Source organism: Erythrobacter sp., assembly GCF_011765465.1.
In the GTDB taxonomy this organism is placed as follows: Bacteria; Pseudomonadota; Alphaproteobacteria; order Sphingomonadales; family Sphingomonadaceae; genus Erythrobacter.
In genome coordinates this window covers 377,602-398,753 of sequence record NZ_CP050265.1, presented here as the reverse complement: position 1 = coordinate 398,753, position 21,152 = coordinate 377,602, and the positions used below count along the sequence as shown (strand labels likewise).

Sequence of the window (21,152 nt, the reverse complement as noted above, 5' to 3'; positions counted from 1 at the left end):
GCTTTTGCCCCCGGTGCTGCCTAAGGCGCGCTGCGCATGGGCAAGAGATCGCGCGCAAGCGATCCGGCCCGCATCACACCCCTCTTCGAAAGCCCCGTTTCATGTCCGCCTCTCCTTCCGGTCCCGCCTCGCTCAGGAACGTGGCGATCATCGCCCACGTCGACCACGGCAAGACCACGCTCGTCGACCAGCTCTTCCGCCAGTCCGGAACCTTCCGCGAGAACCAGCGGGTGGACGAGCGCGCGATGGACTCGGGGGACCTCGAAAAAGAGCGCGGGATCACCATCCTCGCCAAGTGCACCAGCGTAGAATGGACACCCAAGGGCGGCGGCGAGACGGTGCGCATCAATATCGTCGACACGCCGGGCCACGCCGATTTCGGGGCCGAGGTCGAGCGTATCCTCAGCATGGTCGACGGCGTCATCCTGCTCGTCGACAGCGCCGAAGGGGCTATGCCGCAGACCAAGTTCGTCACCGGAAAGGCGCTCGCGCTCGGCCTCAAGCCCATCGTCGTGGTCAACAAGATCGACCGGCCCGACGGCCGCCCGCAGGACGTGCTCGACGAGGTGTTCGACCTCTTCGCCAGCCTCGACGCCGACGACGAACAGCTCGACTTCCCCTCGCTCTTCGCCAGCGGGCGCGACGGCTATGCCAGCCCCGACGAGAACGCCCGCGAAGGCAGCCTCGAGCCGCTGTTCGAGCTGATCGTGAACCACGTCCCCGCCCCCGATCTCGACGCGGGCGGCAAGTTCAGCTTCCTTGCGACCCTGCTCGACCGCGACAATTTCATGGGGCGCGTGCTGACCGGCCGGGTCCAGTCGGGCACGATCAAGGTCAACGACCCGATCCACGCCATCGACCGCGAGGGCAATGTGGTGGAAACGGGCCGCGCGACCAAGCTGCTGTCCTTCCGCGGGCTCGAACGCGTGCCCGTCGAAAGCGCCAAGGCGGGCGACATCATCGCGCTCGCCGGACTCGAAAAAGCGACCGTCGCCAACACAATCGCCGATCCCGCCGTCAGCGAACCGATCGCCGCCCAGCCGATCGACCCGCCGACGCTCGCGATGCGTTTCGCGGTCAACGACAGCCCGCTCGCCGGGCGCGAAGGCGACAAGGTGACGAGCCGCCTGATCCGCGACCGCCTGCTGCGCGAGGCCGAGACCAACGTCGCGATCCGCGTGACCGAGAGCGAGGACAAGGACAGTTTCGAAGTCGCCGGGCGCGGCGAATTGCAACTGGGCGTCCTCATCGAGACGATGCGCCGCGAAGGCTTCGAGCTCGGCATCTCGCGCCCGCGCGTGCTCTTCCGCGAAGAGGACGGCCAGCGCATGGAGCCCTATGAAACCGTCGTCATCGACGTCGACGACGAGCATTCGGGCACGGTCGTCGAGAAGATGCAGCGCCGCAAGGCCGACCTCACCGAAATGCGCCCCTCGGGCCAGGGCAAGACCCGCATCACCTTCTCAGCCCCCTCACGCGGGCTGATCGGCTATCACGGCGAATTCCTGTCCGACACGCGCGGCACGGGGATCATGAACCGCCTTTTCGAGAAATACGGCCCCTACAAGGGCCCGATCGAAGGCCGCATCAACGGCGTGCTCATCTCGAACAGCGACGGCGAGGCGGTCGCCTATGCCCTGAACGCGCTCGAGGATCGCGGCGAGCTTTTCATCGGGTCGCAGGCGCGCGTCTACGAAGGCATGGTGATCGGCGAGAACGCCAAGCCGGAAGACCTCGAGGTCAATCCGCTGAAGTCGAAGCAGCTCACCAATATCCGCTCGTCGGGCAAGGACGACGCGATCCGCCTCACCCCCCCGCGCCGGATGAGCCTCGAACAGGCGATCGCCTATATCGACGACGATGAAATGGTCGAGGTGACGCCCAAGTCGATCCGGCTGCGGAAAGCGATCCTCGACCCGCACGAGCGCAAGAAGGCGCGCCGCAAGAAGGACGCCTGACGCTCATTCGCGGCTCGGCCCGCCCCGGCTGAGCCACGGCGCGCCCCTTCGCGGGCGCAGCATAATTGCCCGAACCGGCGGGCGGGCGAAACATTTTCAATCGCTTGCCGCCTCTCCTTCGCAATCCTTGCGAATTTGCCGCGCGCTGTGGCCATGATGCCGCGCGCTTGTTACGCACCTGCAACATGGAAACCGCAACCCTCGCCTCGCTCGCCGTCTATTTCATCGCCATGCTCGGCATCGGGCTTTACGCCTGGAAGAAGTCGACCGAGGATTCCGAAGGCTACCTCCTCGCCGGGCGCAACCTGCCTCCGGCGGTCGCCGCGCTTTCGGCTGGCGCCTCGGATATGTCCGGCTGGCTGCTGCTCGGCTTGCCCGGCGCGCTCTATGCCGCAGGGCTGGTCGAGGCGTGGATCGGGATCGGCCTGTTCCTGGGCGCGGTCGCCAACTGGATCATCGTCGCCCCGCGCCTGCGCGAACAAACCGAGAGTTACGGCAATGCGCTGACGATCCCGCAATTTCTCGCCAACCGCTTCCCCGACCAGGGCACCACCCTGCGCATCGTCTCTGCGATCATCATCGTGGTGTTCTTCACGGTCTATACCGCCGCGGGCCTCGTCGGCGGGGGCAAGCTGTTCGAGACCGCCTTCGCCGGGCTGCTGCCGGATGTGGGGATGAGCGATTATATGCTCGGCATCGTCATCACGGCCGGGATCGTGCTCGCCTACACCATGATCGGCGGGTTCCTCGCGGTCAGCCTCACCGATTTCGTGCAGGGCGTGATCATGATGGTCGCGCTCGTCATCATGCCGCTGGTGGTCATGTTCGGCGGCGGCGGCGACGGCGGGGAATCGCTGACCGAAGTGCCGGTCGAGGGGTTCCTGAGCCTGACGCAGGGCCTCACCTTCCTCGGCTTCATCAGCGCGGTCACATGGGGGCTGGGCTATTTCGGCCAGCCGCACATCATCGTGCGCTTCATGGCGATCGATACGGTGGAAAAGGTCAGGACCGCGCGCAATGTCGGCCTTTCGTGGATGGCGATCTCGCTGGTCGGCGCGGTGGGCATGGGGCTTGCGGGGCGCGCCTATGCCGAGCGAAACGGGCTGATGGTGGACGATCCGGAAACGATTTTCATCGTGCTCGCCGACCTCCTGTTCCACCCGGCGATAACCGGCTTTCTTTTCGCCGCCCTGCTGGCCGCGATCATGAGCACGATCTCCTCCCAGCTGCTGGTCTCCTCCTCCTCGCTGACCGAGGATTTCTACCGCCTGTTCCTGCGCAAGAACGCGGGCGAGCGCGAGGCGGTGAACATCGGTCGGGTCTGCGTCGCGCTGGTGGCTGTGGCCGCGATCGTCATCGCAAGCGATCCGCAAAGCGAGGTGCTGGGCCTTGTCGCGAATGCCTGGGCGGGCTTCGGCGCGGCCTTCGGGCCGCTCATCATCCTCGCGCTGACGTGGCGCGGGATGACCGGCGCGGGCGCGGTCGCGGGGCTCGTCACGGGTGCGGTGGTCGCGGGGGCGTGGATCGCGCTCGAGTGGAATTCGAGCTTCCTGGGCGGAGAGGGCCTCTACGAGATCGTGCCGGGCTTCATCGCCTCGTGGATCGCGATCTATCTGGTCAGCAAGGGCACGACCCAGAGCGCCGCGACCCGCGCGCAGGCCCCGGCGGAGTAGGGCTTCCCTCCCCGACCGCGTTCGGGCATCCTGCCGCGTGGGACGGCGACGGGAGGAAGCGATGGATGAGCAGGCAGGGCCGCGCGTCACGGGGCTTGGCGGGGTGTTCTACAAGGTGAAGGATCCCGCCGCCACGCGAGAGTGGTATCGCGAGAAGCTCGGGATCGACGGGCCCTATGGCCCGCAACTGGCGTGGGAGGGCGAGCCGATGGCCCATCCCTATTCGCTCATAAGCCATTTCGAGGACGACACCTACATCAAGCCGGGCAGGCACGGCTTCATGATCAACCTGCGTGTGCACGACCTCGACGGCTTCGTGAAGAAGCTGAAGAAGGCGAAGGTCAAGGTGCTCGACACCGCCGCCGAGGGCTATGGCAAGTTCGCCTGGATCCTCGACCCCGACGGCGTGAAAATCGAGCTGTGGGAACAGGTCGAGGATCGTTTGCCCTGAGCGCGAGACGGCCTTTCCCGCACGGCTGCGAACGGGCGAGATTACGGTAAAACAGCCATTAAGGATGCCCCTTCGGCCAGCATTAAGCTGAGCTAGGCGATACTCCTTAATGATGAATCGAAAGGCAATCCTTTACCGGGCATCGGCCGGCGCGATTGCGGCGCTGGCCCTGGCAGGCTGCGGTTCGCTCGTGCCTTCGCCGAGCGCCCCGGCTCCCGGCCGGGCAAGCGGCGTGTCGCAGGCGAGCACTCCGCCGCCGATCGACCGCAGCTCGACCCGGCTGGCCTCGGCCCCGCGCGGTTGGCGTGATGACGGGCCGCAGGCGAGCTGCCTGGCCGACCTCGGCGAGACCGGCGCGCGCTTCGACCCGCTTCCCGATACCTACGCCGGGCCGGGCTGCCACAAGCTCGGCACGGTGCGCCTTTCGGCGCTATCGGGCGATGACGGGGTTTTCGGGGTCACCAATCTCGGCCCGGTCAAGTGCGGCATGGCCAAGGCGTTCTCCGACTGGGCACGCTTCGGCGTCGATCGTGCGGCTCGCCAGATCCTAGGCAGCCCGCTGATGCGGATCGAGACGATGGGAAGTTATGCCTGTCGCAATGTCGCCGGAACTAACCGCCGCTCGGCCCATGCGCGCGCCGAGGCGATCGACGTGTCCGGCTTCGTCCTCGAGGACGGTCGGCGGATCGTCCTGGCGAGCGACTGGAACGGCGGGACGGCGGCCGAGCGCGAGTTCCTCCGCATCGTCCATCGCAGCGCCTGCAAGCGCTTCGGCACCGTGCTCGGCCCCGAATACAACGCCGCGCACCGCGACCATTTCCATCTTGAGGGCACCGGTCCGCGCTTCTGTCGCTAGGTTCGCGAGCAGCCTGCGGACGGGCGGTGTCTCACCGTCTGCGCCTTTCGCAGCGCGCATAGTTCGCGTCGGTCATACCCTCTGCCCAGTGCGGCGCGGATGCGGCGCGGCAGAAAAATGCGCAGCGTGTAGGAAAGCAGCCGGCATCCTACATCCAGTATTCCCCTGCGCCCGCCTATCCTACACCGGGGAGCGCGGTTCGCATCGGGGCCGCCGGACGGGCCTGGAGAGGTGGCCCGTGAGGACTTGTCGGCGGCCCCGATCCCGTGCCGGCCGTGCAAGGGGGAGGACAGCGGGCCGGCACGGTCTGCGAGAGGTCAGGCGCGGATCCGCGGTTCCAGTTTCGCCTCGAGCTTGAGCCGCACGGCCTCGGCGGCATGGCGCGCGCCGAGCTTGCTCATCATGTTGGCGCGGTGGATTTCGACCGTGCGCGGGCTGATGTCGAGTTCGCGCGCGATCACCTTGTTGCTGGAGCCCTCGGCGAGCCAGTCGAGCACTTCGCGTTCGCGTTGCGACAGGCTGGCGATGCGGTCCCTCGCCTCGATCATGCGGCGGCGCTGGGCGCCGAACACCTCGGCCTCCTTTTCGATCCGGGTGAGGCAGCGCGAGAAACGTTCAGGGTCGAGCGGAAGCGAGAGATAATCGAGCGCGCCGGCCTTGATCGCCTCGACGATGCGACCGGGTCGCGGCTGGACGTCGACCGCGATCAGCGGCAGCCAGATGCCGAGGCGGCTCAATCGTTCGAGGAGCATCGCCACCCCGCCCTCTTCGGGCGTGTCGCGGGCGATGATGATCCCTTCGCGCGGCGGGTGGACGGAGAGCTCCGACATATCGCCGTAGACTTCCGAATGGTGGCCGAGCGAGAACCCGACGCGTGCCAGTTCGGCGCGGTGGCGGCTGGAGGAGTCGATGAAGTGGAGCGATGCTTTGCGTGTCATGGCCATCGTGATTGACCAAGCCGCCGCGCATTTCACGCGAGACATCCCCCGATACGGAGCAATACCGGGTTAACCATGCCCCTAAACCATGCAAAACCGCCGTCCAATTCCTCCGAAACGAATACGATATTGCCCGATCATGGTGAATCGGTGCCCCTCGCAATGGCCCCTAGGGATGTGCCTGAGGGTTCAACCGGACCCGCCGGGCGAATCGAAGCTGTAGGACGGCAGCGCGTCGAGCGCCGATCGCAACGCCGCCCCCCAGCTCGATGAAATCGTCTCGAAGAAGGCGTCGTCCCCCGTCACGCGGTGTTCGTGCAAGGGCGCGAACTCGTCCTTGCCGATGACCAGCAGGTCGAGCGGCAGGCCGACCGACAGGTTTGCCTTGATGGTCGAATCGAAACTCACCATCAGCAGCTTGACCGCGTCCTCGAACGCCATGTCGCGCTCGTAACCGCGGATCAGGATCGGGCGGCCGTATTTCGTCTCGCCGATCTGGAAGAAGGGCGTGTCCCAGCTCGCCTCGATGAAATTGCCCTCGGGATAGATCAGGAACAGGCGCGGCTGCATCCCCTTGATCTGGCCTGCAAGGATCATCGAGGCGGTGAAGCGGCCCTTGCCCGCCTCGCCGTTGCTCCTCTGCGCGTCCTCGATCGTGGAGCGGAGCAGCCGCCCGATCTCGGTCGCGACGTTGAACATGGTGCGCCCGCGGATCAGCGTGTTCTCGCGCTCGCCGGGTTCCTTGGTGCGTTCCTCCAATTGGCTGATGACGGCCTGCGTCGTGGCGAGATTGCCCGCGCACATCACCGCGATCATGCGCTCGCCCGGCACCTGCCAGTGGAACATCTTGCGGAAGGTCGAGATGTTGTCGACGCCCGAATTGGTGCGGGTGTCGCTCATCAGGACAAGCCCGCGTTCGAGCACCATGCCGACGCAATAGGTCATTTACCGGGGTCTCCGTTGTGAAGCCGCGCGGTTAGCGCAAAGCGCGCGCGGAGTCTCTACTGCTCGTCCTGGCGCTGCTGTTCGACCGCGACATTGACGGTGAGCACTTCCTCGGCCGCTCCGAAACTGATGCCGGTCACCGGCGCCGCGTCGCGATAGTCGCGGCCCGTGGCGACGCGGACATAGCGCGGGTCGGGGCTGATGCCGTTGGAAATGTCGAAGCCGACCCAGCCCAGCCCTTCGACATGGGCCTCGGCCCAGGCGTGAGTCGCGTCCTGTTCGATGCGATCGTTCATCATCAGGTAGCCGCTGACATAGCGCGCCGGGATGTCCGCCGCGCGCGCCGCGCCGATGAAGATGTGCGCGTGGTCCTGGCACACGCCATAGCCGTGGGCGGCGGCTTCCTCGGCCGTGGTCATCACCGTGGTCGTGCCGGCCTGGTAGGCGATGTCCTCGCGGATGCGGTTCGACAGGGCGTGGAGGAAGGGCAGTTTCTCGTCCGCCGACGGGCCCGGCAGGTCGCGCAGCAGCGCGCGCACCTTGGGCCCCGGGCGCGTGAGGCGGGTCTGGCCCATGAAGCTCCACAGCGGCAGGTGCCCGGCGTGGTGGCCGATGACGCCCGCATTGTCCTGTGTCTCGACCGTGCCGTGGCACGTCACCGTCACCGCGCTCGCCCCCGGCTCCACCCCGACCAGCGTGACGTGGTTGAAGTTCTGGTCGTCGTAGTGAAGCTCGGGATGGGCGTTCTCGTATTCCATGTCCCAGTGGATGATCTGCTGGCCCTGCGTCTCCTTGGGCGTAAGGCGCAGGCGTTGCAGGCCGTGGACCACCGGCTGGCCGAAGGAATAGCGGGTCGTGTGCCGGATCGAGAGGCGCATGGGGACAGCCTAGGCGAGAAAGCGGTAATCGTCGACGATCGCCTCTGCGATCGCGGCGTTCCGCCCGATGAAGTCGACGAGGAACTCGTGCAGGCCCTGGTCGAAGATGTCGTCGACCGTGAGCGCCCCGATCCGCGCCTCGGCCTCGGCCATCAGCGCGTCGCACGTGCCTTCCCCCCCGTGCATCTTGGCAAGCGCCTGGAGCGTGCGCTGCAGCGCCATGCGGCAGAAGGCGAGGCTGCGCGGGAAACGCTCGTCGAGGACGAGGAATTCGACGATCCCGCGCGCGTCGATGTTCCCGGCGTTGAGCCAGCTGTAGGCGCGCGCCCCCGCGACCGAGCGCAGGACCTGGTCCCACTGCCCGGAATCGAGGCTCGATCCGACGTAGGACAGCGAGGGAAGCAGCAGGAAATATTTCATGTCGAGGATGCGCGCGGTCGATTCCCCGCGTTCGACGAACGTGCCCGCGCGGGCGAAGTGGAAGCCTTCGTTCCTCAGCATCGAGCCATCGACCGCGCCGTGGACCTGCGCGCCGGCTCGCCGGATGATCGCGACGACATCGCCCAGCGCCCCCTGGCTGACGGGGCGGGCGAGCATCCGGTCGAGCTCCATCCAGCTTTCGTTGACCGCTTCCCACACCTCGCTCGAAATGCAGGTCCGCGCCGCGCGGGCATTGTTGCGCACCGCCCCGAACATCGCCCGCACGCTCGCCGGGTTGGCGCGGTCGCGCAGGACGAAGTTCCACACCCGCGGCCCGTCATAGCCGTCGTGCTCGGCCTCGTAGAGCGCGGTGAGGCCGAGGGTCGCGATGACCGAACGCCATTCCTCCTCGGCGGTGGCGAGATCCTTGGTCAGCGCCATGCGCAGCGCCGCCTCGATCAGGCGCGCGGTGTTCTCCGCCCGCTCGAGATAGCGGAACATCCAGAAGGACGCATTCGCCATCCGGCCTAGCATCAGCGCGCCTCCTCCATCAGTCCTTGAGCACCCACGTGTCCTTGGTCCCGCCCCCTTGCGAGGAATTGACCACCAGCGAGCCCTTTTTCAGCGCCACGCGGGTAAGGCCGCCCGGCGTGATCTCGACCCCGTTCGGGCTGACGAGGACGAAGGGGCGCAGGTCGACATGGCGCGGGGCGAGGCCCTTCTTCGTGTAGATCGGGCAGGTCGAGAGCGAGAGCGTCGGCTGGGCAATGTAGTTTTCGGGCGCCGCCTCGAGCTTCCTGCGGAACTCGGCGATCTGCTTCTTCGTCGCGGTCGGGCCGATCAGCATCCCGTAGCCGCCCGAGCCGTGGACTTCCTTGACCACCAGTTCATCGAGATTGTCGAGCACGTAGGCGAGGCTCTCGCGGTCGGCGCAGCGCCACGTCTCGACATTGGGCAGCAGGGGTTTCTCGCCGGTGTAGAACTCGACGATGTCGGGCATGAAGGAATAGATCGCCTTGTCGTCGCAGATGCCCGTGCCGGGCGCGTTGGCGATGGTGATGCCGCCGGCGCGGTAGACGTCCATGATGCCCGGCACGCCCAGCACGCTGTCGGGGTTGAAAGTGAGCGGGTCGAGATAGTCATCGTCGACCCGGCGATAGAGCACGTCGATCGGCTTGTAGCCGCGCGTCGTGCGCATCTGCACCTTGCCCTCGACCACGCGCAGGTCGCTGCCCTCGACCAGTTCGGCGCCCATCTGGTCGGCGAGGAAGGCGTGTTCGAAATAGGCCGAGTTGAAAATGCCCGGCGTGAGCACCGCGACCGTCGGCTTGCCGCCCTCCCCGCTCGCCTGGCCCCGCGGCGCGCAGGCGGCGAGGCTGCGGGCGAGGCGGCGCGGGTAGTCCGAGACGCTTTCGACCGGCACCTTGCTGAACAGGTCCGGGAACATCGCCATCATCGTCTCGCGGTTTTCGAGCATATAGGAGACGCCCGAGGGCGTCCTCGCATTGTCCTCGAGCACGAAGAAGTCGTCCGGCCCCGTGCGCACGAGGTCGATGCCGACGATGTGGGTGTAGATGCCGCCGGGCGGGGTGAAGCCGACCATGTTGGCAAGCCAGGCATCGTTATGCCGGAACAGGCGTTCGGGCACGCGGCCCGCGCGCACGATCTCCTGGCGGTGATACATATCGTAGAGGAAGGAATTGAGCGCCCGCACCCGCTGCTCGATCCCGCGGCTAAGCCTGCGCCATTCGGGCGCGGTGATGATGCGCGGCACGATGTCGAAGGGGATCAGGCGTTCCTCCGCCTCGTCCTCGCCATAGACGTTGAAAGTGATGCCGGTGCGGCGGAAAGTGTCGTCGGCTTCCTTGTCCTTGCGGCGGAGCGAGGCGGGTTCCTGTGTGTTGAACCAGTCGCAATAGTCGCGGTAGGCTTCGCGCGTGTTGCCCTGCGCATCGTGCATCTCGTCGAAATCGACGGATTCCTGCTGCGCCTCTCGCGTCATTCACCCCCCGGGCCGATTTGCGAACCGCGACCGCGCAAGAATGCTGCGCCCGCGAAGGATAGAGTGTAACCGGCGCAGGGGAAAAATAAAGAGGCGAGCGCGCCCGAGCGCCCGAAACCGTGCGGTCAGTCGGGAATGCGGCGCAGTTCGGCGAGCACGGTGCGGATCGCCTCGGGCGCATAGGTGTAGCCCATGTGCGTGCAGCGCAGCGCGATCGCGCGGTCGCGCTCACCCGGGTAGCCCGCCGCGCTGCGCGGAGCGATCGCGCCGTCATTGGGGCTCCAGATGGCGACCGTCTCGCACGGCGGCTTGGTCCTGAGGTCGACGTCGATCGGCGGCTGGTCGACCCGGTGGCCGGTGATGAACTGGTAGACCCGCCACATATTGTTGGCCCGCGGGCTTCCCGAGAAGGGCGAGCCCATCGTGATGACCTTGCACACCGCGTGGGGGTGGCGCTTGGCCAGTTCGCGCGCGAACAGCCCGCCAAGGCTCCAGCCGAGCAGCACGACCGGCTCGCCCGCGCGTTCGTAAAGGTCGAGCAGGCGCGCCTCGAGCCGCTCGAACTTGGCCTCGTCCGGGCCCCAGTTGAACCCCAGCCCCCAGCGCTTGGCGGTGTGCCCGGCGCGCTCGAGATGGCGCGCCATGTAGCGCATCCGGCGCGGCTGGGTGGCGAAGCCGGGCAGGATCATGACCGTGCGCGGCCGGTCGCAGGGCTCGACGGGAATCGTGCGGACCATCCGCCGGAACGGCTCGGCGAGGAAATCGAATTCGCCCACCAGCCGCGCGAGCGGCGGCTTGCCGTGCTCCTCTTCCGGATGATCTTCCCGCGCGAGCGCGATGCGGCGCGCAAGCTCGTTTTCGGTCAGGACGAGGCGGGCCGAGCGGGGCTGCTGCCCGTCCCCGGCACCTTCGCCATCCTTGACGCCCTCGCCCGTCACGCGCGCGGCGAGTTTGTGCAGGCCGTCAAGGAAAGCGTTCGATGTCATGCAACCTTCATATCTCCGCCGACTGAATGTCCGGTGAAGAATTTGGTTTCGCGCGCATCGATGGCCACCGCGAGGCCCGCTCGGCCCGCTCCGCTCTTTCAGGCAGTTCAGCCCGCCGGGCAGTCGCCGATCCGCTCGCTCGTCTGCTTCATGGTCATCGAGCCTTCGCCGGTCCCGCCGAGATTGCCAGACATCGTCATGGTGAATTCGGAAGACGTCTCGCGCCCCGTGCCCTCCATGGTGATGTCGACCGTGCCGCCGCCGGGATTGGAGCAGCTCATCGCGGCATCGATCGCGCCGCCGTCGACGTCGAACTTGCTGAATTTGCAGTCGCCGCCCTGCGGCTGGCTGGCGAGCTGGCGGAAACCTTCCTCGACGTCTTCCTCGGTGAGGCAGAATTCGTTGGTCTGGGCCATGCTGGACCGCATCATCTCGGCCGCCTGCGGGGGCGCGCCGGGGATGTCGAGCTCGACCAGTTCGACCGTGCTGCGATACTGGCCGGGCTGCGGGCGCACCGTGCCTTCGCGCGCGCGCTCGGCGACTTCGCCCATGCTCAGCTCCTCGCCTGCTGCGGCGGTTTCGCCGCCAGCGGTGCTTTCATCGGCATCGCCGCCGCAGGCCGCCAGCAGGGCGGGCGCAGCCAGCGCAAACACCATTCTTTTCATTCTCACATCCTCCCTCTAACCGTTTTCCCGAGCGTTCCCGCCCCGGCTCAGCACGGGCCGAGCCGCTGGTGGATCACGCGCATCCGGATCGTGCCCGGCCCCACCCCCATGTCGCCGTTCATCGTCATCGTGATGTCCGAGGAGGTCGGCGTGCCCGTGCCCTCCATCGTCATGGTCATCGTCCGCCCGTCCACACGGCAGGTCATCTGCGCGTCGAGCTCCCCGCCCTCCATGGTGAAGCGGTCATAGGTGCAGTCCTCGCCGTCTTCGCCCTGCGAACGGCGGGTGATGGCGCGGTAGCCTTCCTCGACGTCCTCTTCGGTCAGGCAATAGGTCGTCCGGCGGCTCATCATCCGGGTCATCATGTCCGCCATCTGCGGCGGCGCGCCGGGAATATCGACCTGCTGCACCGTGATGTCGGCGCTGTACTTGCCCGTTTCGGGGCGCATTTCGGGCGGCTCGACCTGCGCGGACAGCGCATCGGGCACGGTGATCGCCGCAGCGAACCCGATTCCGACGCAAGCGATAGCAAGGCTGTTCAAATTCATCATTCCCCCGTCCCTCTCCGCCGGAACCCGGCATCTTTCGTGTCCGGGTGAGAGGCTAGAAGCATGGGAGACACTTCACAACCGGCCTTGCGCTCCGCATATCGCGGGCATGAGCCAGCTTGTCATCCGCCGCGGCCTCGACGAACCGGAAACCGGCGAGGATTTCACCCCCCACCGCCCCGCCCGGCCCGAAAAGTCGATGCCGGGCAAGAGGTTCAAGCTCGTCTCGGACTACGAACCGGCGGGCGACCAGCCGACCGCGATCCGCGAACTGGTCGAAGGCGCGCGCGGCGGCGACAAGACCCAGGTGCTGCTCGGCGTGACGGGCTCGGGCAAGACCTTCACCATGGCGAAGGTCATCGAGGAATTGCAGCGGCCTGCGCTGGTGCTCGCGCCCAACAAGATCCTCGCAGCGCAACTCTACGGCGAATTCAAGAGCTTCTTTCCCGAGAACGCGGTCGAATATTTCGTCAGCTACTACGACTACTACCAGCCCGAAGCCTACGTGCCGCGCTCCGACACCTATATCGAGAAGGAATCGAGCGTGAACGAGGCGATCGACCGGATGCGCCATTCGGCCACCCGCGCCCTGCTCGAACGCGACGACGTGGTGATCGTGGCGAGCGTTTCGTGCCTCTACGGGATCGGGTCGGTCGAGACCTATTCGGCGATGATCTTCGACATCACAAAGGACGAGACGGTCGACCAGCGCGAGTTGATCCGCAAGCTCGTCGCCCTGCAATACAAGCGCAACGACGTCGCCTTCGCGCGCGGCTCCTTCCGGGTGCGCGGGGACAGTCTCGAAATTTTCCCCTCGCACTACGAGGACACGGCGTGGCGCATCAGCTTCTTCGGCGACGAGATCGAGGAGATCAGCGAATTCGACCCCCTTACCGGCAAGAAGGGCGCGAGCCTCGACAAGGTGCGGGTCTATGCCAATTCGCACTACGTGACGCCCGGCCCGACGATGAAGCAGGCGATGGAAGCGATCCGTTTCGAACTGGCCGAGCGGCTCAAGGAGCTGGAAGCGGAAGGCAAGCTGCTCGAACACCAGCGATTGGAACAGCGCACCAATTTCGACCTCGAGATGATCGCCGCCACGGGAAGCTGTGCCGGGATCGAGAACTATTCGCGCTTCCTCACCGGCCGCCTGCCGGGCGAGCCGCCGCCCACCTTGTTCGAATACCTGCCCGAAAACGCGCTCCTCTTCGTCGATGAAAGCCACCAGACCGTGCCGCAGATCGGCGCGATGGCGCGCGGGGACCACAGGCGCAAGCTGACGCTCGCCGAATACGGCTTCCGCCTGCCTTCGTGCATCGACAACCGCCCGCTGCGGTTCAACGAATGGGACGCGATGCGCCCGCAGACCTTCTGCGTTTCGGCCACACCGGGGCCGTGGGAAATGGAGCAGACCGGCGGGGTCTTCGCCGAACAGGTCATCCGCCCCACGGGCCTCATCGATCCCCCGGTCGACATCAGACCCGTAGAGGACCAGGTCCAGGACTGCATCGAGGAATGCAAGAAAACCGCCCAGAAGGGCTACCGCACGCTCGTCACCACGCTGACCAAGCGGATGGCCGAGGACCTGACCGAATTCATGCACGAGGCCGGGGTCAAGGTCCGCTATATGCATTCCGACGTCGAGACGCTCGAGCGCATCGAGCTTATCCGCGACCTGCGCATGGGGGTCTATGACGTGCTCGTCGGCATCAACCTCCTGCGCGAGGGGCTGGACATTCCCGAATGCGGGCTGGTGTGCATTCTCGATGCCGACAAGGAGGGCTTCCTGCGCTCGGAAACCTCGCTGGTGCAGACCATCGGCCGCGCCGCGCGCAATGTCGATGGCCGCGTGATCCTCTACGCCGACCGCATCACCGGCAGCATGGAACGCGCGATGGCCGAAACCGACCGCCGCCGCGCCAAGCAAGAGGCGTTCAACGCGGAACACGGCATCACCCCGCAGACGATCCGCCGCCAGATCGCCGACATCGTAGCCGACACCGCATCGCAGGATAGCGTAACGGTCGAAACCGGCGACGAAGAGCGCAACAACCTCGTCGGGCACAACCTGCGCAGCTACATCGAAGACCTCGAGAAACGGATGCGCGATGCGGCCGCGAACCTCGAATTCGAGGAAGCCGGCCGCCTGCGCGACGAGATCCGCCGGCTCGAAGCGGACGAACTCGGCCTGCCCGACGAAGAGAAGAAGGCGCCCCGCGTCGGCCGCTCGAACGAAGGCAAGCCTGGCACGCGCAAGACCCGCTACGGCAAGGTCAGGGCAAAACGCATGGGCGGGAAGCCGTAGGCCGTTCGTCGATAGCGCCGGGCGGGCCTCTTGCAGCCCTGCCGGAAGCCTGCCAACACCACGCGCCATGAACACCAGACTGATCGGCGCGCTCGCCGCCGCCTCGCTTATCGCCCTTTCCGCTCCCATGGCCGCTCCCCTCGCCGCGCAGGACGAAGGCAGCGCGAAATCAGAAGCCACGCAGATCGACCCGCAGGTCAAGACGCGCAAGCTGTCGGGCACTTTCGGCGGGCAGCGGATCGACTACACCGCCACCATTGGCGAGACGATCCTAAAATCGGACGAGGGCAATCCCGAGGCGGTGATCGTCACGACCTCCTATGTGAAGGACCCCAGGGACACCTCGCGCCCGGTCTTCTTCATCTACAACGGCGGGCCGGGTTCGGGCTCGGTCTGGCTGCAGATGGGCGCTTTCGGGCCGAAGCGGGTCGCGATCCCCTCCGACGCGCGCGACGACGGCGCGCCGCCCTATCCGATCGTCGACAACCCGGAGAGCCTGCTCGACGTTGCCGACCTCGTCTTCATCGACCCGCCGGGGACGGGCTATTCCTACCTCACCAAGGGCACGGACCCCAAGAAATACTACGGCCTGAGGCAGGACGCCCGCGCGGTCGCCGAGGTCATCCGCCGCTGGATCAACGACAACGGGCGCTGGAACAGCCCGAAATATCTCGGCGGGGAAAGCTACGGCACGACCCGCACCGCGATGGTGGTCGACGAGCTCGAAGGCTCGACCTACAACGACGTGGCCCTGAACGGCCTGATCCTGATCTCGACCATCCTCGATTTCGCCATGCGCGAGCCGACGCCGGGCAACGAGATGGCCTATGTCGTCACACTACCCAACATGGCGACAGCGGCGTGGTATCACGGCGTCATCGAGGGCGAATCCGCCGAAGCCGTGGCCGAGGAAGCGCGCGCCTTCGCGCTCGGCCCCTATGCCAGCGCCCTCCTGAAAGGGCAGGACATCGGCCCGCAGGAATTCGCCGCCGTGCGCGACCGGATGGCGCAGCTCACCGGCCTTTCGCCCGAATATCTCGAACAGGCGAACCTGCGCGTCACCAGCCAGCGCTTCTACAAGGAACTGCTGCGCGACCGCGGGCTCACCATCGGGCGGCTCGATGCGCGCTACACCGGCAGGGACTACGACAATGCCGGCGAATATCCCGACAACGACCCGAGCTTCTACGGGATCGACGCGGGCTACACCGCCGCGATCAACCAGTGGGCGCGCGAGACGCTCGGCTACGAAACCGACCGCGGCTACAATTCGATCGGGCGCGACCCGGGGCGCAACTGGGACTGGACGCTCGGCGGATTCGGGCGCGGGGCCTATCTCAACGTCGCGCCCTTCATCGGGCAGGCGATGCGCCAGAACAGCGACCTTCGCACTTTCGTCGCGCAGGGGTGGTACGATTTCGCCACGCCCTTCTTCGGGGCGGAGCTGTCGCTCAACCGCTACGGCATCCCGCAGGACCGGCTGAGCTGGCATTACTACGACGCGGGCCACATGATGTATATCCGCGACGAGGACCGCGCCAAGCTCAGCGCCGACATCCGCGCCTTCATCAAGGCCCGATGAGGCGCGCGCTCGCGCTGCTTGTGGCGGGGGCGCTCGCGACGGGCCTTGCCGCCTGCAAGCCGCCGCCGACCGACGAGACGCTGACCCGCGAAGCGCCCGTGGCGGAGCCGGTCTTCGCCTCCGCCCCCCTGCCCTCGCCCGAGGCCGAGGGGGCCGTCTGGGCGAAAAGCGCGAAGGCCGCAGACCGGATCGTCTACGGCATCCCGGGCGAACCGGCGCTGATCGCGCTCGCCTGCGACCGGGCGGCGGGCACGCTCACCATCACCCGCTTCGCTCCCGCCGACGAGGGGGCCGAGGCGATGCTCGCGCTGATCGGCAACGGCCATGTCGGGCGGCTGCCGGTCGATGCGACCGAGGCGGGAAAGCTGCGCGTGTGGCAGGGCACGCATGACGCGGCGAGCGAGGAGTGGGAGCCGCTCGCCGGCCCGCGCAAGCTGACCGCGACCCTGCCCGGCGCGGGGATGGTCGAACTCGCTCCAAGCCCGCTGCCGATGGAGCTCGTCGAGACCTGCCGCGCGGTCAGCGGGTAGCGCGAGCGCGCTCGGCAAGGCTGTCGGGGGTGAGCACCTGCGGCAGCTGCTCGGGCTCCGCCGCACCGGGCTCGTACCACAGGTACAGCGGCACGCCCGCCGCGCCCTGCTCGGACAGGAAGGCCGTGATTTCCTCGTCGCGCACGGTCCAGTCGCCGACCATCGGGATGACGCCCGCCGCCTCGAACGCCTCCTTCGTCGCCTCGCGCTCGATCGCGACGCTTTCGTTGACCTTGCAGGTGACGCACCAGTCGGCGGTGAACCAGACGAAGACCGGCCTGCCCGTAGCGCGCGCCTCCGCCAGCGCTTCCTTCGAGAAGGGCACGGGGTCGAGCAGGCTTTCCGCCATGCGCTCGCTGCGCGGCTCGTAGCCATAGGGCATCGCGAAGGCGCCGAAGATCAGGAAAGGCGCGGCGACGAGGCCGAAGGCGGGCCAGGCCATCTTGCCCGCCTGCTGCAGCCGCCCGACGACCCACAGCGCGAGCACCACGCCGAACACGGTGACGAGCGCGAACAGGCCGAAGCCGCGCCCGCCGAGTTGCACCGTCAGCCAGACGAGCGCGAGCGCGGTCAGGCCCATCGGGATCGCCATGATCCGGCGAAACCGCTCCATCCACGCGCCGGGCTTCGGCAGGCGGCGGCGCAGCGCGGGGACGAAGCCCAAGAGGAGGAACGGCAGCGCCAGCCCCAGCCCGAGCATCGCGAACAGCACCAGCGCGAGCGGCGCGGGCAGCAGCAGCGCCGCGCCCAATGCTGCCGCCATGAACGGCCCGGTGCAGGGCGTCGCGGCGAAGGCGGCGAGCAGGCCGGTCGCGAAGGCCCCGCCCGCGCCCCGGCGCGCGCCGTGGCCGGTGGAAATGCTCGGAAGCTCGAACACGCCCGCGAAATTGGCGGTGATGACGCTTGCGAGAAGCAGCAGCGCGACGACCACGCCCGGCTCCTGCAACTGGAACGCCCAGCCGACCTGCTCGCCCGCCGCGCGCAGGGCGAGCATGACAGCGCCCAGTCCGACGCAGGCAAGCACGACTCCGAGCGTATAGGCCACGCCCTCAACGCGCGCCGCCGCCTCGCTTTCGCCCGCGCGGGCAAGGCTCAGCGCCTTGAGGCTGAGGATGGGGAAGACGCAGGGCATGATGTTGAGGAGGAGCCCGCCGACGAGCGCGCCCAGCGCCAGCGTCCACAGGGGCGGGGTAGCGGCTTCGGCAGGCCCGGCGATCACCTCGCCGCCCGCGGGGACTGCACCTTGATCGGCTTCGAAGCGGACCCCCGCCCCGCCACCGAACGCGATTATGCCGGAAACGCTGCCGGGCTCGCCGTCGCGGTACTCGTCGAGCGGGATTTCGGCGGTGAGCAGGTCACCGTCGCGGCGGAAGGTCTGGTCGGCGGCGTAATCGACGAGGCGTTCGTTGCCGATGAAGACGTGCGGCTCCGCGAGCTCGACCGATGCGGGCAGCGGGATCGCGAGGCGAAGCGCCTCGCCCGTCACCGCGAAGCGCGCCCGCGCGTCGAGCAGCGGCGCGACCTCCGCCCGCCAGCGCGCGAAATCTCCGCCGGGGCGCGCCGTCACCAGCGCGTCCTGCGGGACGCAGACCCGGTCGGTGCAGGCGAGGTATTCGACCTGTGCGCGGACCTGCGGGATGCCCCCGAACGCCGCATCCTCCGGCACCTCCACCGGAACCAGCACGGCGTAGCGCCCTTCGTAGATGTGGTTCATCAGACCGCCGATCACCAGCGTCTCGGGCACGGGATAGAGCGGCTCTCCCGCTTCCCATCCGTCCGGCAGGTCGAATTCGAGCACCATCCCCTGCCCCGCATCGCCCGGATTGCGCCAGTAGCCGTGCCATTCGGGGGCGGAAGGTGTGAAGCGCAGGGCCAGCATCCATGTCTCGCCCGGCTCAGGAGCGCCTTCCGACAGCAGCTCGACCGCGATGTTCTCGTCACCGAAGCGCGGGGGGGCCAGCGGCGCGTCCTGCGCCGTCGCCGCGACCGCGCACAGAGCGAGCCACAGCGCGGCGAGCGCCTTCAGCCATGCAGCCGACAATGCAGGGGGGGCAATACGGGGTGCAGCGAACAATCTTGCCTCTATACGCCTGAAACCCCTAGATGCCGGGGTCAGTGCGGGCGAGATAGGATGCGTGCCCGCCAAACACAAACCCGATGGCAGGTGACGAGACGATGAGCGCCGATGACGAAACCCGCGACCTCCTGATCCTGGGCGGAGGGCTCGTCGGCATGACGCTCGCCCTCGCGGCGGCGAAGAAGGGGCTTTCGAGCCATGTCGTCGACCGCGCCGACCCGGCGGAACTCACCGCCGAGGGCTTCGACGACCGCGCGACCGCGATCTCGACCGCGTCGTGGCACCTGTTCGCCAATATCGGCATCGCAGACGGGCTCGAGGAATTCGCCTGCGACATCGCGAGCATCGCGGTGACCGACCAGAACAAGCCCGGAAGGCTCGATTTCCAGCCCGAACCGCACGAAGGCACGCTGGGGCGGATGTTCCCCAACCGCCGCCTTCGCCTCGCCCTGTTCGAAGCCGCCGCCGCCGAGCCGCTTGTGAATTGGGTCGCCAAGGCCGAGGTGACGACGCGCGAGCGCAGCGAATTTGGCGTCGCCGCGAGCCTCGCCGACGGGCGCAAGCTCAAGGGCCGGCTGATGGTCGCCGCCGAAGGGCGCGGCTCGCCCACGCGCGAGGCTGCGGGCATCACCATCGCCAAGTGGGACTACCACCACCGCGCGATCATCGCCGGGCTCACCCACGAAAAGCCGCATGACAACGTCGCGTGGGAGATCTTCTACCCCGCCGGCCCCTTCGCGCTGCTGCCGATGAAGACGCAAGCGGACGGGACGCACCGCTCCTCGCTGGTGTGGACCGTGTCGGAAGAGGACGGCAAGGGCGTGATGAAGCTGGGCGACCGCGCCTTCCTCGCCGAGGTCGAAAAGCGCATGGGCGGCGTGCTCGGCAAGGTGCTGTCGGTCGGGCAAAGGTCGAGCTGGCCGCTGGGCTTCCACCACACGGCCAAGATCACCGACGAGCGGCTGGCGCTGGTAGGCGATGCCGCGCATGGCATCCACCCGATCGCGGGACAGGGGCTCAATCTCGGCCTGCGCGACGTCGGGGCGCTGGTCGAGGTGCTGGCCGATGGGGCCGAAATCGGCCTCGATCCGGGCGATCCGCAGCTGCTCAAGCGCTACGAGAACTGGCGCGGGCTCGACAGTTTCATGGTGGCGCTCGCGACCGACGGGCTCACCCGCCTGTTCGGCGTGCCCGGCAAGACCGCCTCGGCGGTGCGGCGGCTCGGTATGTCGGCGGTCCAGCGCACGCCCGTGCTCAAGACCTTCTTCATGGACGAGGCGCGCGGCGTCTCGGGCGATCTGCCCGAATTATTGCGCGCCTGAGAGCTACTCGCCCCCGCCGACCGGGCTCGGCTGGTTGACAAGGTTGCCCTCGCGATCGCGCAGGCCGCGCTGGTCGAGCACGGCGGCGCTTTCGATGTTTTCGAGCGCGATCATCACGTCGCGATACCTTTCGGCATCCTCGATCCACGCCTCGGCGGCGGCCGCGCCCGGCATCCCGCGCACTTCCTCGATCGCGCTGTCGATCCGCCCCTGCTCGAGCGCCCAGCGCGCCCGTTCGAGCCGCCGCGAGGGCTGCGGCGACGGCGTGCTTTCCCGCCGGATCACGAAAAGCTGCGACAATTCGCGCTTGAACCGCTCCCACGACGGGCCTTCCTCGCTCTCGCGCAATTGCGGCCCCAGACCATCCAGCCGGGCGACCAGCGTGTCGAGCCGGATCGGCTGTTCGCGGCGCGAGAAGGTGATGATCGTGTTGACCGCATTGGGCCGCTCGTCGCCGAAGCGCAGCCGCAACTGGTCGGCAAGGTAGCCGAGTTCGTCCCCGCGCTCGATCAGGCGGCGGGTGGCGAAGGCGATCAGCAGCGCCTCGGCCCGCGCCGCATTCCCGGCCGCCGCCTGTGCCTGCAGGTCGAGCCGGGTGAGGCGCTGTTCGGCCGCAGCGATCCGTTGTTCGATCCCGCCCTGTTGCTCGGCCACGCGAGTCACCGCCTCGACCGCGCTTTCGGCATCGTCGCCTTCGAGCGCCTCGGCAAGCGGGCTCGGGCTGGGCGAAAGCGGCGCGCTCGGCAGCGCGCTCGGGCTGGCGGCAGGCGAAGGCGGACTGTCGGGCGAAGCGGCCGCTTCGGGCAGGCTCGCGGCGAGCCGTTCGCGCGCGGCGTCCATGTTGTACCACACGACATAGCCCGCCAGCAGCGCGCCGAGGATGAAAGCGGCCAGCCCCGCCCAGAGGACGCTCCGGGTCGGCGAGGTCTTGCGGCGGCTCCCGTATTTCGATTCCATCTACTTCGTTCCTTGCGCCCGGCGCCAGCGTCCCTTCGCGGGATCGCGCCTCCGGGCAG

The 21,152-nt window shown here is 67.6% G+C and carries 18 protein-coding genes; 8 read left to right on the top strand and 10 right to left on the bottom strand.

Annotation, left to right across the window (positions count from 1 at the left end; all coding sequences use genetic code 11):
- Window positions 1-101: 101 nt before the first annotated feature.
- The 4 genes from typA to G9473_RS01830 all read left to right on the top strand — a co-directional run bounded on the left by typA (window position 102) and on the right by G9473_RS01830 (window position 4,938).
- A complete protein-coding gene (typA, locus tag G9473_RS01845) occupies window positions 102-1,958 on the top strand; it encodes a translational GTPase TypA (RefSeq protein WP_291135418.1) in 1,857 nt (618 codons plus the stop codon).
- A gap of 185 nt (window positions 1,959-2,143) precedes the next feature.
- Window positions 2,144-3,631, top strand: coding sequence for a sodium/proline symporter PutP (putP, locus tag G9473_RS01840; RefSeq protein WP_291135416.1), 1,488 nt, complete (start codon window positions 2,144-2,146; stop codon window positions 3,629-3,631).
- Between the two features lie 61 nt (window positions 3,632-3,692).
- On the top strand, window positions 3,693-4,082 hold the full coding sequence (locus tag G9473_RS01835; protein ID WP_291135414.1) for a VOC family protein: 390 nt from the start codon (window positions 3,693-3,695) through the stop codon (window positions 4,080-4,082).
- Window positions 4,083-4,191: 109 nt separating this feature from the next.
- Window positions 4,192-4,938 carry an extensin family protein gene (locus tag G9473_RS01830; protein ID WP_291135412.1) on the top strand — a complete coding sequence of 249 codons (747 nt, stop codon included), beginning with the start codon at window positions 4,192-4,194 and terminating at the stop codon, window positions 4,936-4,938.
- Window positions 4,939-5,255: 317 nt separating this feature from the next.
- On the opposite strand, the gene G9473_RS01825 is transcribed toward G9473_RS01830, so the two are convergent.
- From G9473_RS01825 to G9473_RS01790, 8 genes are all read right to left on the bottom strand, one after another.
- Window positions 5,256-5,876 (bottom strand): LuxR C-terminal-related transcriptional regulator, encoded by a 621-nt coding sequence (locus tag G9473_RS01825; RefSeq protein ID WP_291135410.1) that lies wholly within the window; start codon window positions 5,874-5,876, stop codon window positions 5,256-5,258.
- Between the two features lie 189 nt (window positions 5,877-6,065).
- Complete coding sequence (locus tag G9473_RS01820; RefSeq protein WP_291135408.1) at window positions 6,066-6,821, bottom strand: peptidase; 756 nt, start codon at window positions 6,819-6,821, stop codon at window positions 6,066-6,068.
- Window positions 6,822-6,877: 56 nt separating this feature from the next.
- A complete protein-coding gene (locus G9473_RS01815) occupies window positions 6,878-7,699 on the bottom strand; it encodes a transglutaminase family protein (protein WP_291135406.1) in 822 nt (273 codons plus the stop codon).
- 9 nt (window positions 7,700-7,708) lie between these two features.
- The gene (locus G9473_RS01810; RefSeq protein ID WP_291135404.1) at window positions 7,709-8,653 is read right to left on the bottom strand and encodes an alpha-E domain-containing protein; all 945 of its coding nucleotides are present in this window, start codon (window positions 8,651-8,653) and stop codon (window positions 7,709-7,711) included.
- 16 nt (window positions 8,654-8,669) lie between these two features.
- Window positions 8,670-10,121 carry a circularly permuted type 2 ATP-grasp protein gene (locus tag G9473_RS01805; RefSeq protein ID WP_291135402.1) on the bottom strand — a complete coding sequence of 484 codons (1,452 nt, stop codon included), beginning with the start codon at window positions 10,119-10,121 and terminating at the stop codon, window positions 8,670-8,672.
- Window positions 10,122-10,246: 125 nt separating this feature from the next.
- A complete protein-coding gene (locus G9473_RS01800) occupies window positions 10,247-11,107 on the bottom strand; it encodes an alpha/beta fold hydrolase (RefSeq protein WP_291135400.1) in 861 nt (286 codons plus the stop codon).
- 107 nt (window positions 11,108-11,214) lie between these two features.
- Window positions 11,215-11,772 (bottom strand): DUF3617 domain-containing protein, encoded by a 558-nt coding sequence (locus G9473_RS01795; protein WP_291135398.1) that lies wholly within the window; start codon window positions 11,770-11,772, stop codon window positions 11,215-11,217.
- Window positions 11,773-11,819: 47 nt separating this feature from the next.
- Window positions 11,820-12,323, bottom strand: coding sequence for a DUF3617 domain-containing protein (locus tag G9473_RS01790; RefSeq protein ID WP_291135396.1), 504 nt, complete (start codon window positions 12,321-12,323; stop codon window positions 11,820-11,822).
- Between the two features lie 106 nt (window positions 12,324-12,429).
- On the opposite strand from G9473_RS01790, the gene uvrB reads away from it, so the two are divergent.
- The 3 genes from uvrB (at window position 12,430) to G9473_RS01775 (ending at window position 16,737) form a co-directional block, all read left to right on the top strand.
- Window positions 12,430-14,625 carry an excinuclease ABC subunit UvrB gene (gene uvrB, locus G9473_RS01785; RefSeq protein WP_291135394.1) on the top strand — a complete coding sequence of 732 codons (2,196 nt, stop codon included), beginning with the start codon at window positions 12,430-12,432 and terminating at the stop codon, window positions 14,623-14,625.
- Window positions 14,626-14,692: 67 nt separating this feature from the next.
- Window positions 14,693-16,207 (top strand): peptidase S10, encoded by a 1,515-nt coding sequence (locus G9473_RS01780; protein ID WP_291135392.1) that lies wholly within the window; start codon window positions 14,693-14,695, stop codon window positions 16,205-16,207.
- Window positions 16,204-16,737, top strand: a complete 534-nt coding sequence (locus G9473_RS01775; protein ID WP_291135390.1) for a hypothetical protein — start codon at window positions 16,204-16,206, stop codon at window positions 16,735-16,737. Before G9473_RS01780 ends, G9473_RS01775 begins: the two co-directional genes overlap by 4 nt.
- Here the strand turns inward: G9473_RS01775 and G9473_RS01770 are convergent.
- Complete coding sequence (locus G9473_RS01770; RefSeq protein WP_291135388.1) at window positions 16,727-18,778, bottom strand: protein-disulfide reductase DsbD; 2,052 nt, start codon at window positions 18,776-18,778, stop codon at window positions 16,727-16,729. The two genes, G9473_RS01775 and G9473_RS01770, sit on opposite strands and share 11 nt — an antisense overlap.
- Before the next feature lie 116 nt (window positions 18,779-18,894).
- On the opposite strand from G9473_RS01770, the gene G9473_RS01765 reads away from it, so the two are divergent.
- Window positions 18,895-20,136: an FAD-dependent monooxygenase gene (locus tag G9473_RS01765; protein ID WP_291135386.1), complete on the top strand. Its 1,242-nt coding sequence runs from the start codon at window positions 18,895-18,897 to the stop codon at window positions 20,134-20,136.
- A 3-nt stretch (window positions 20,137-20,139) separates the two neighbouring features.
- On the opposite strand, the gene G9473_RS01760 is transcribed toward G9473_RS01765, so the two are convergent.
- A complete protein-coding gene (locus tag G9473_RS01760) occupies window positions 20,140-21,093 on the bottom strand; it encodes a hypothetical protein (RefSeq protein WP_291135384.1) in 954 nt (317 codons plus the stop codon).
- Between the last annotated feature and the right edge of the window lie 59 nt (window positions 21,094-21,152).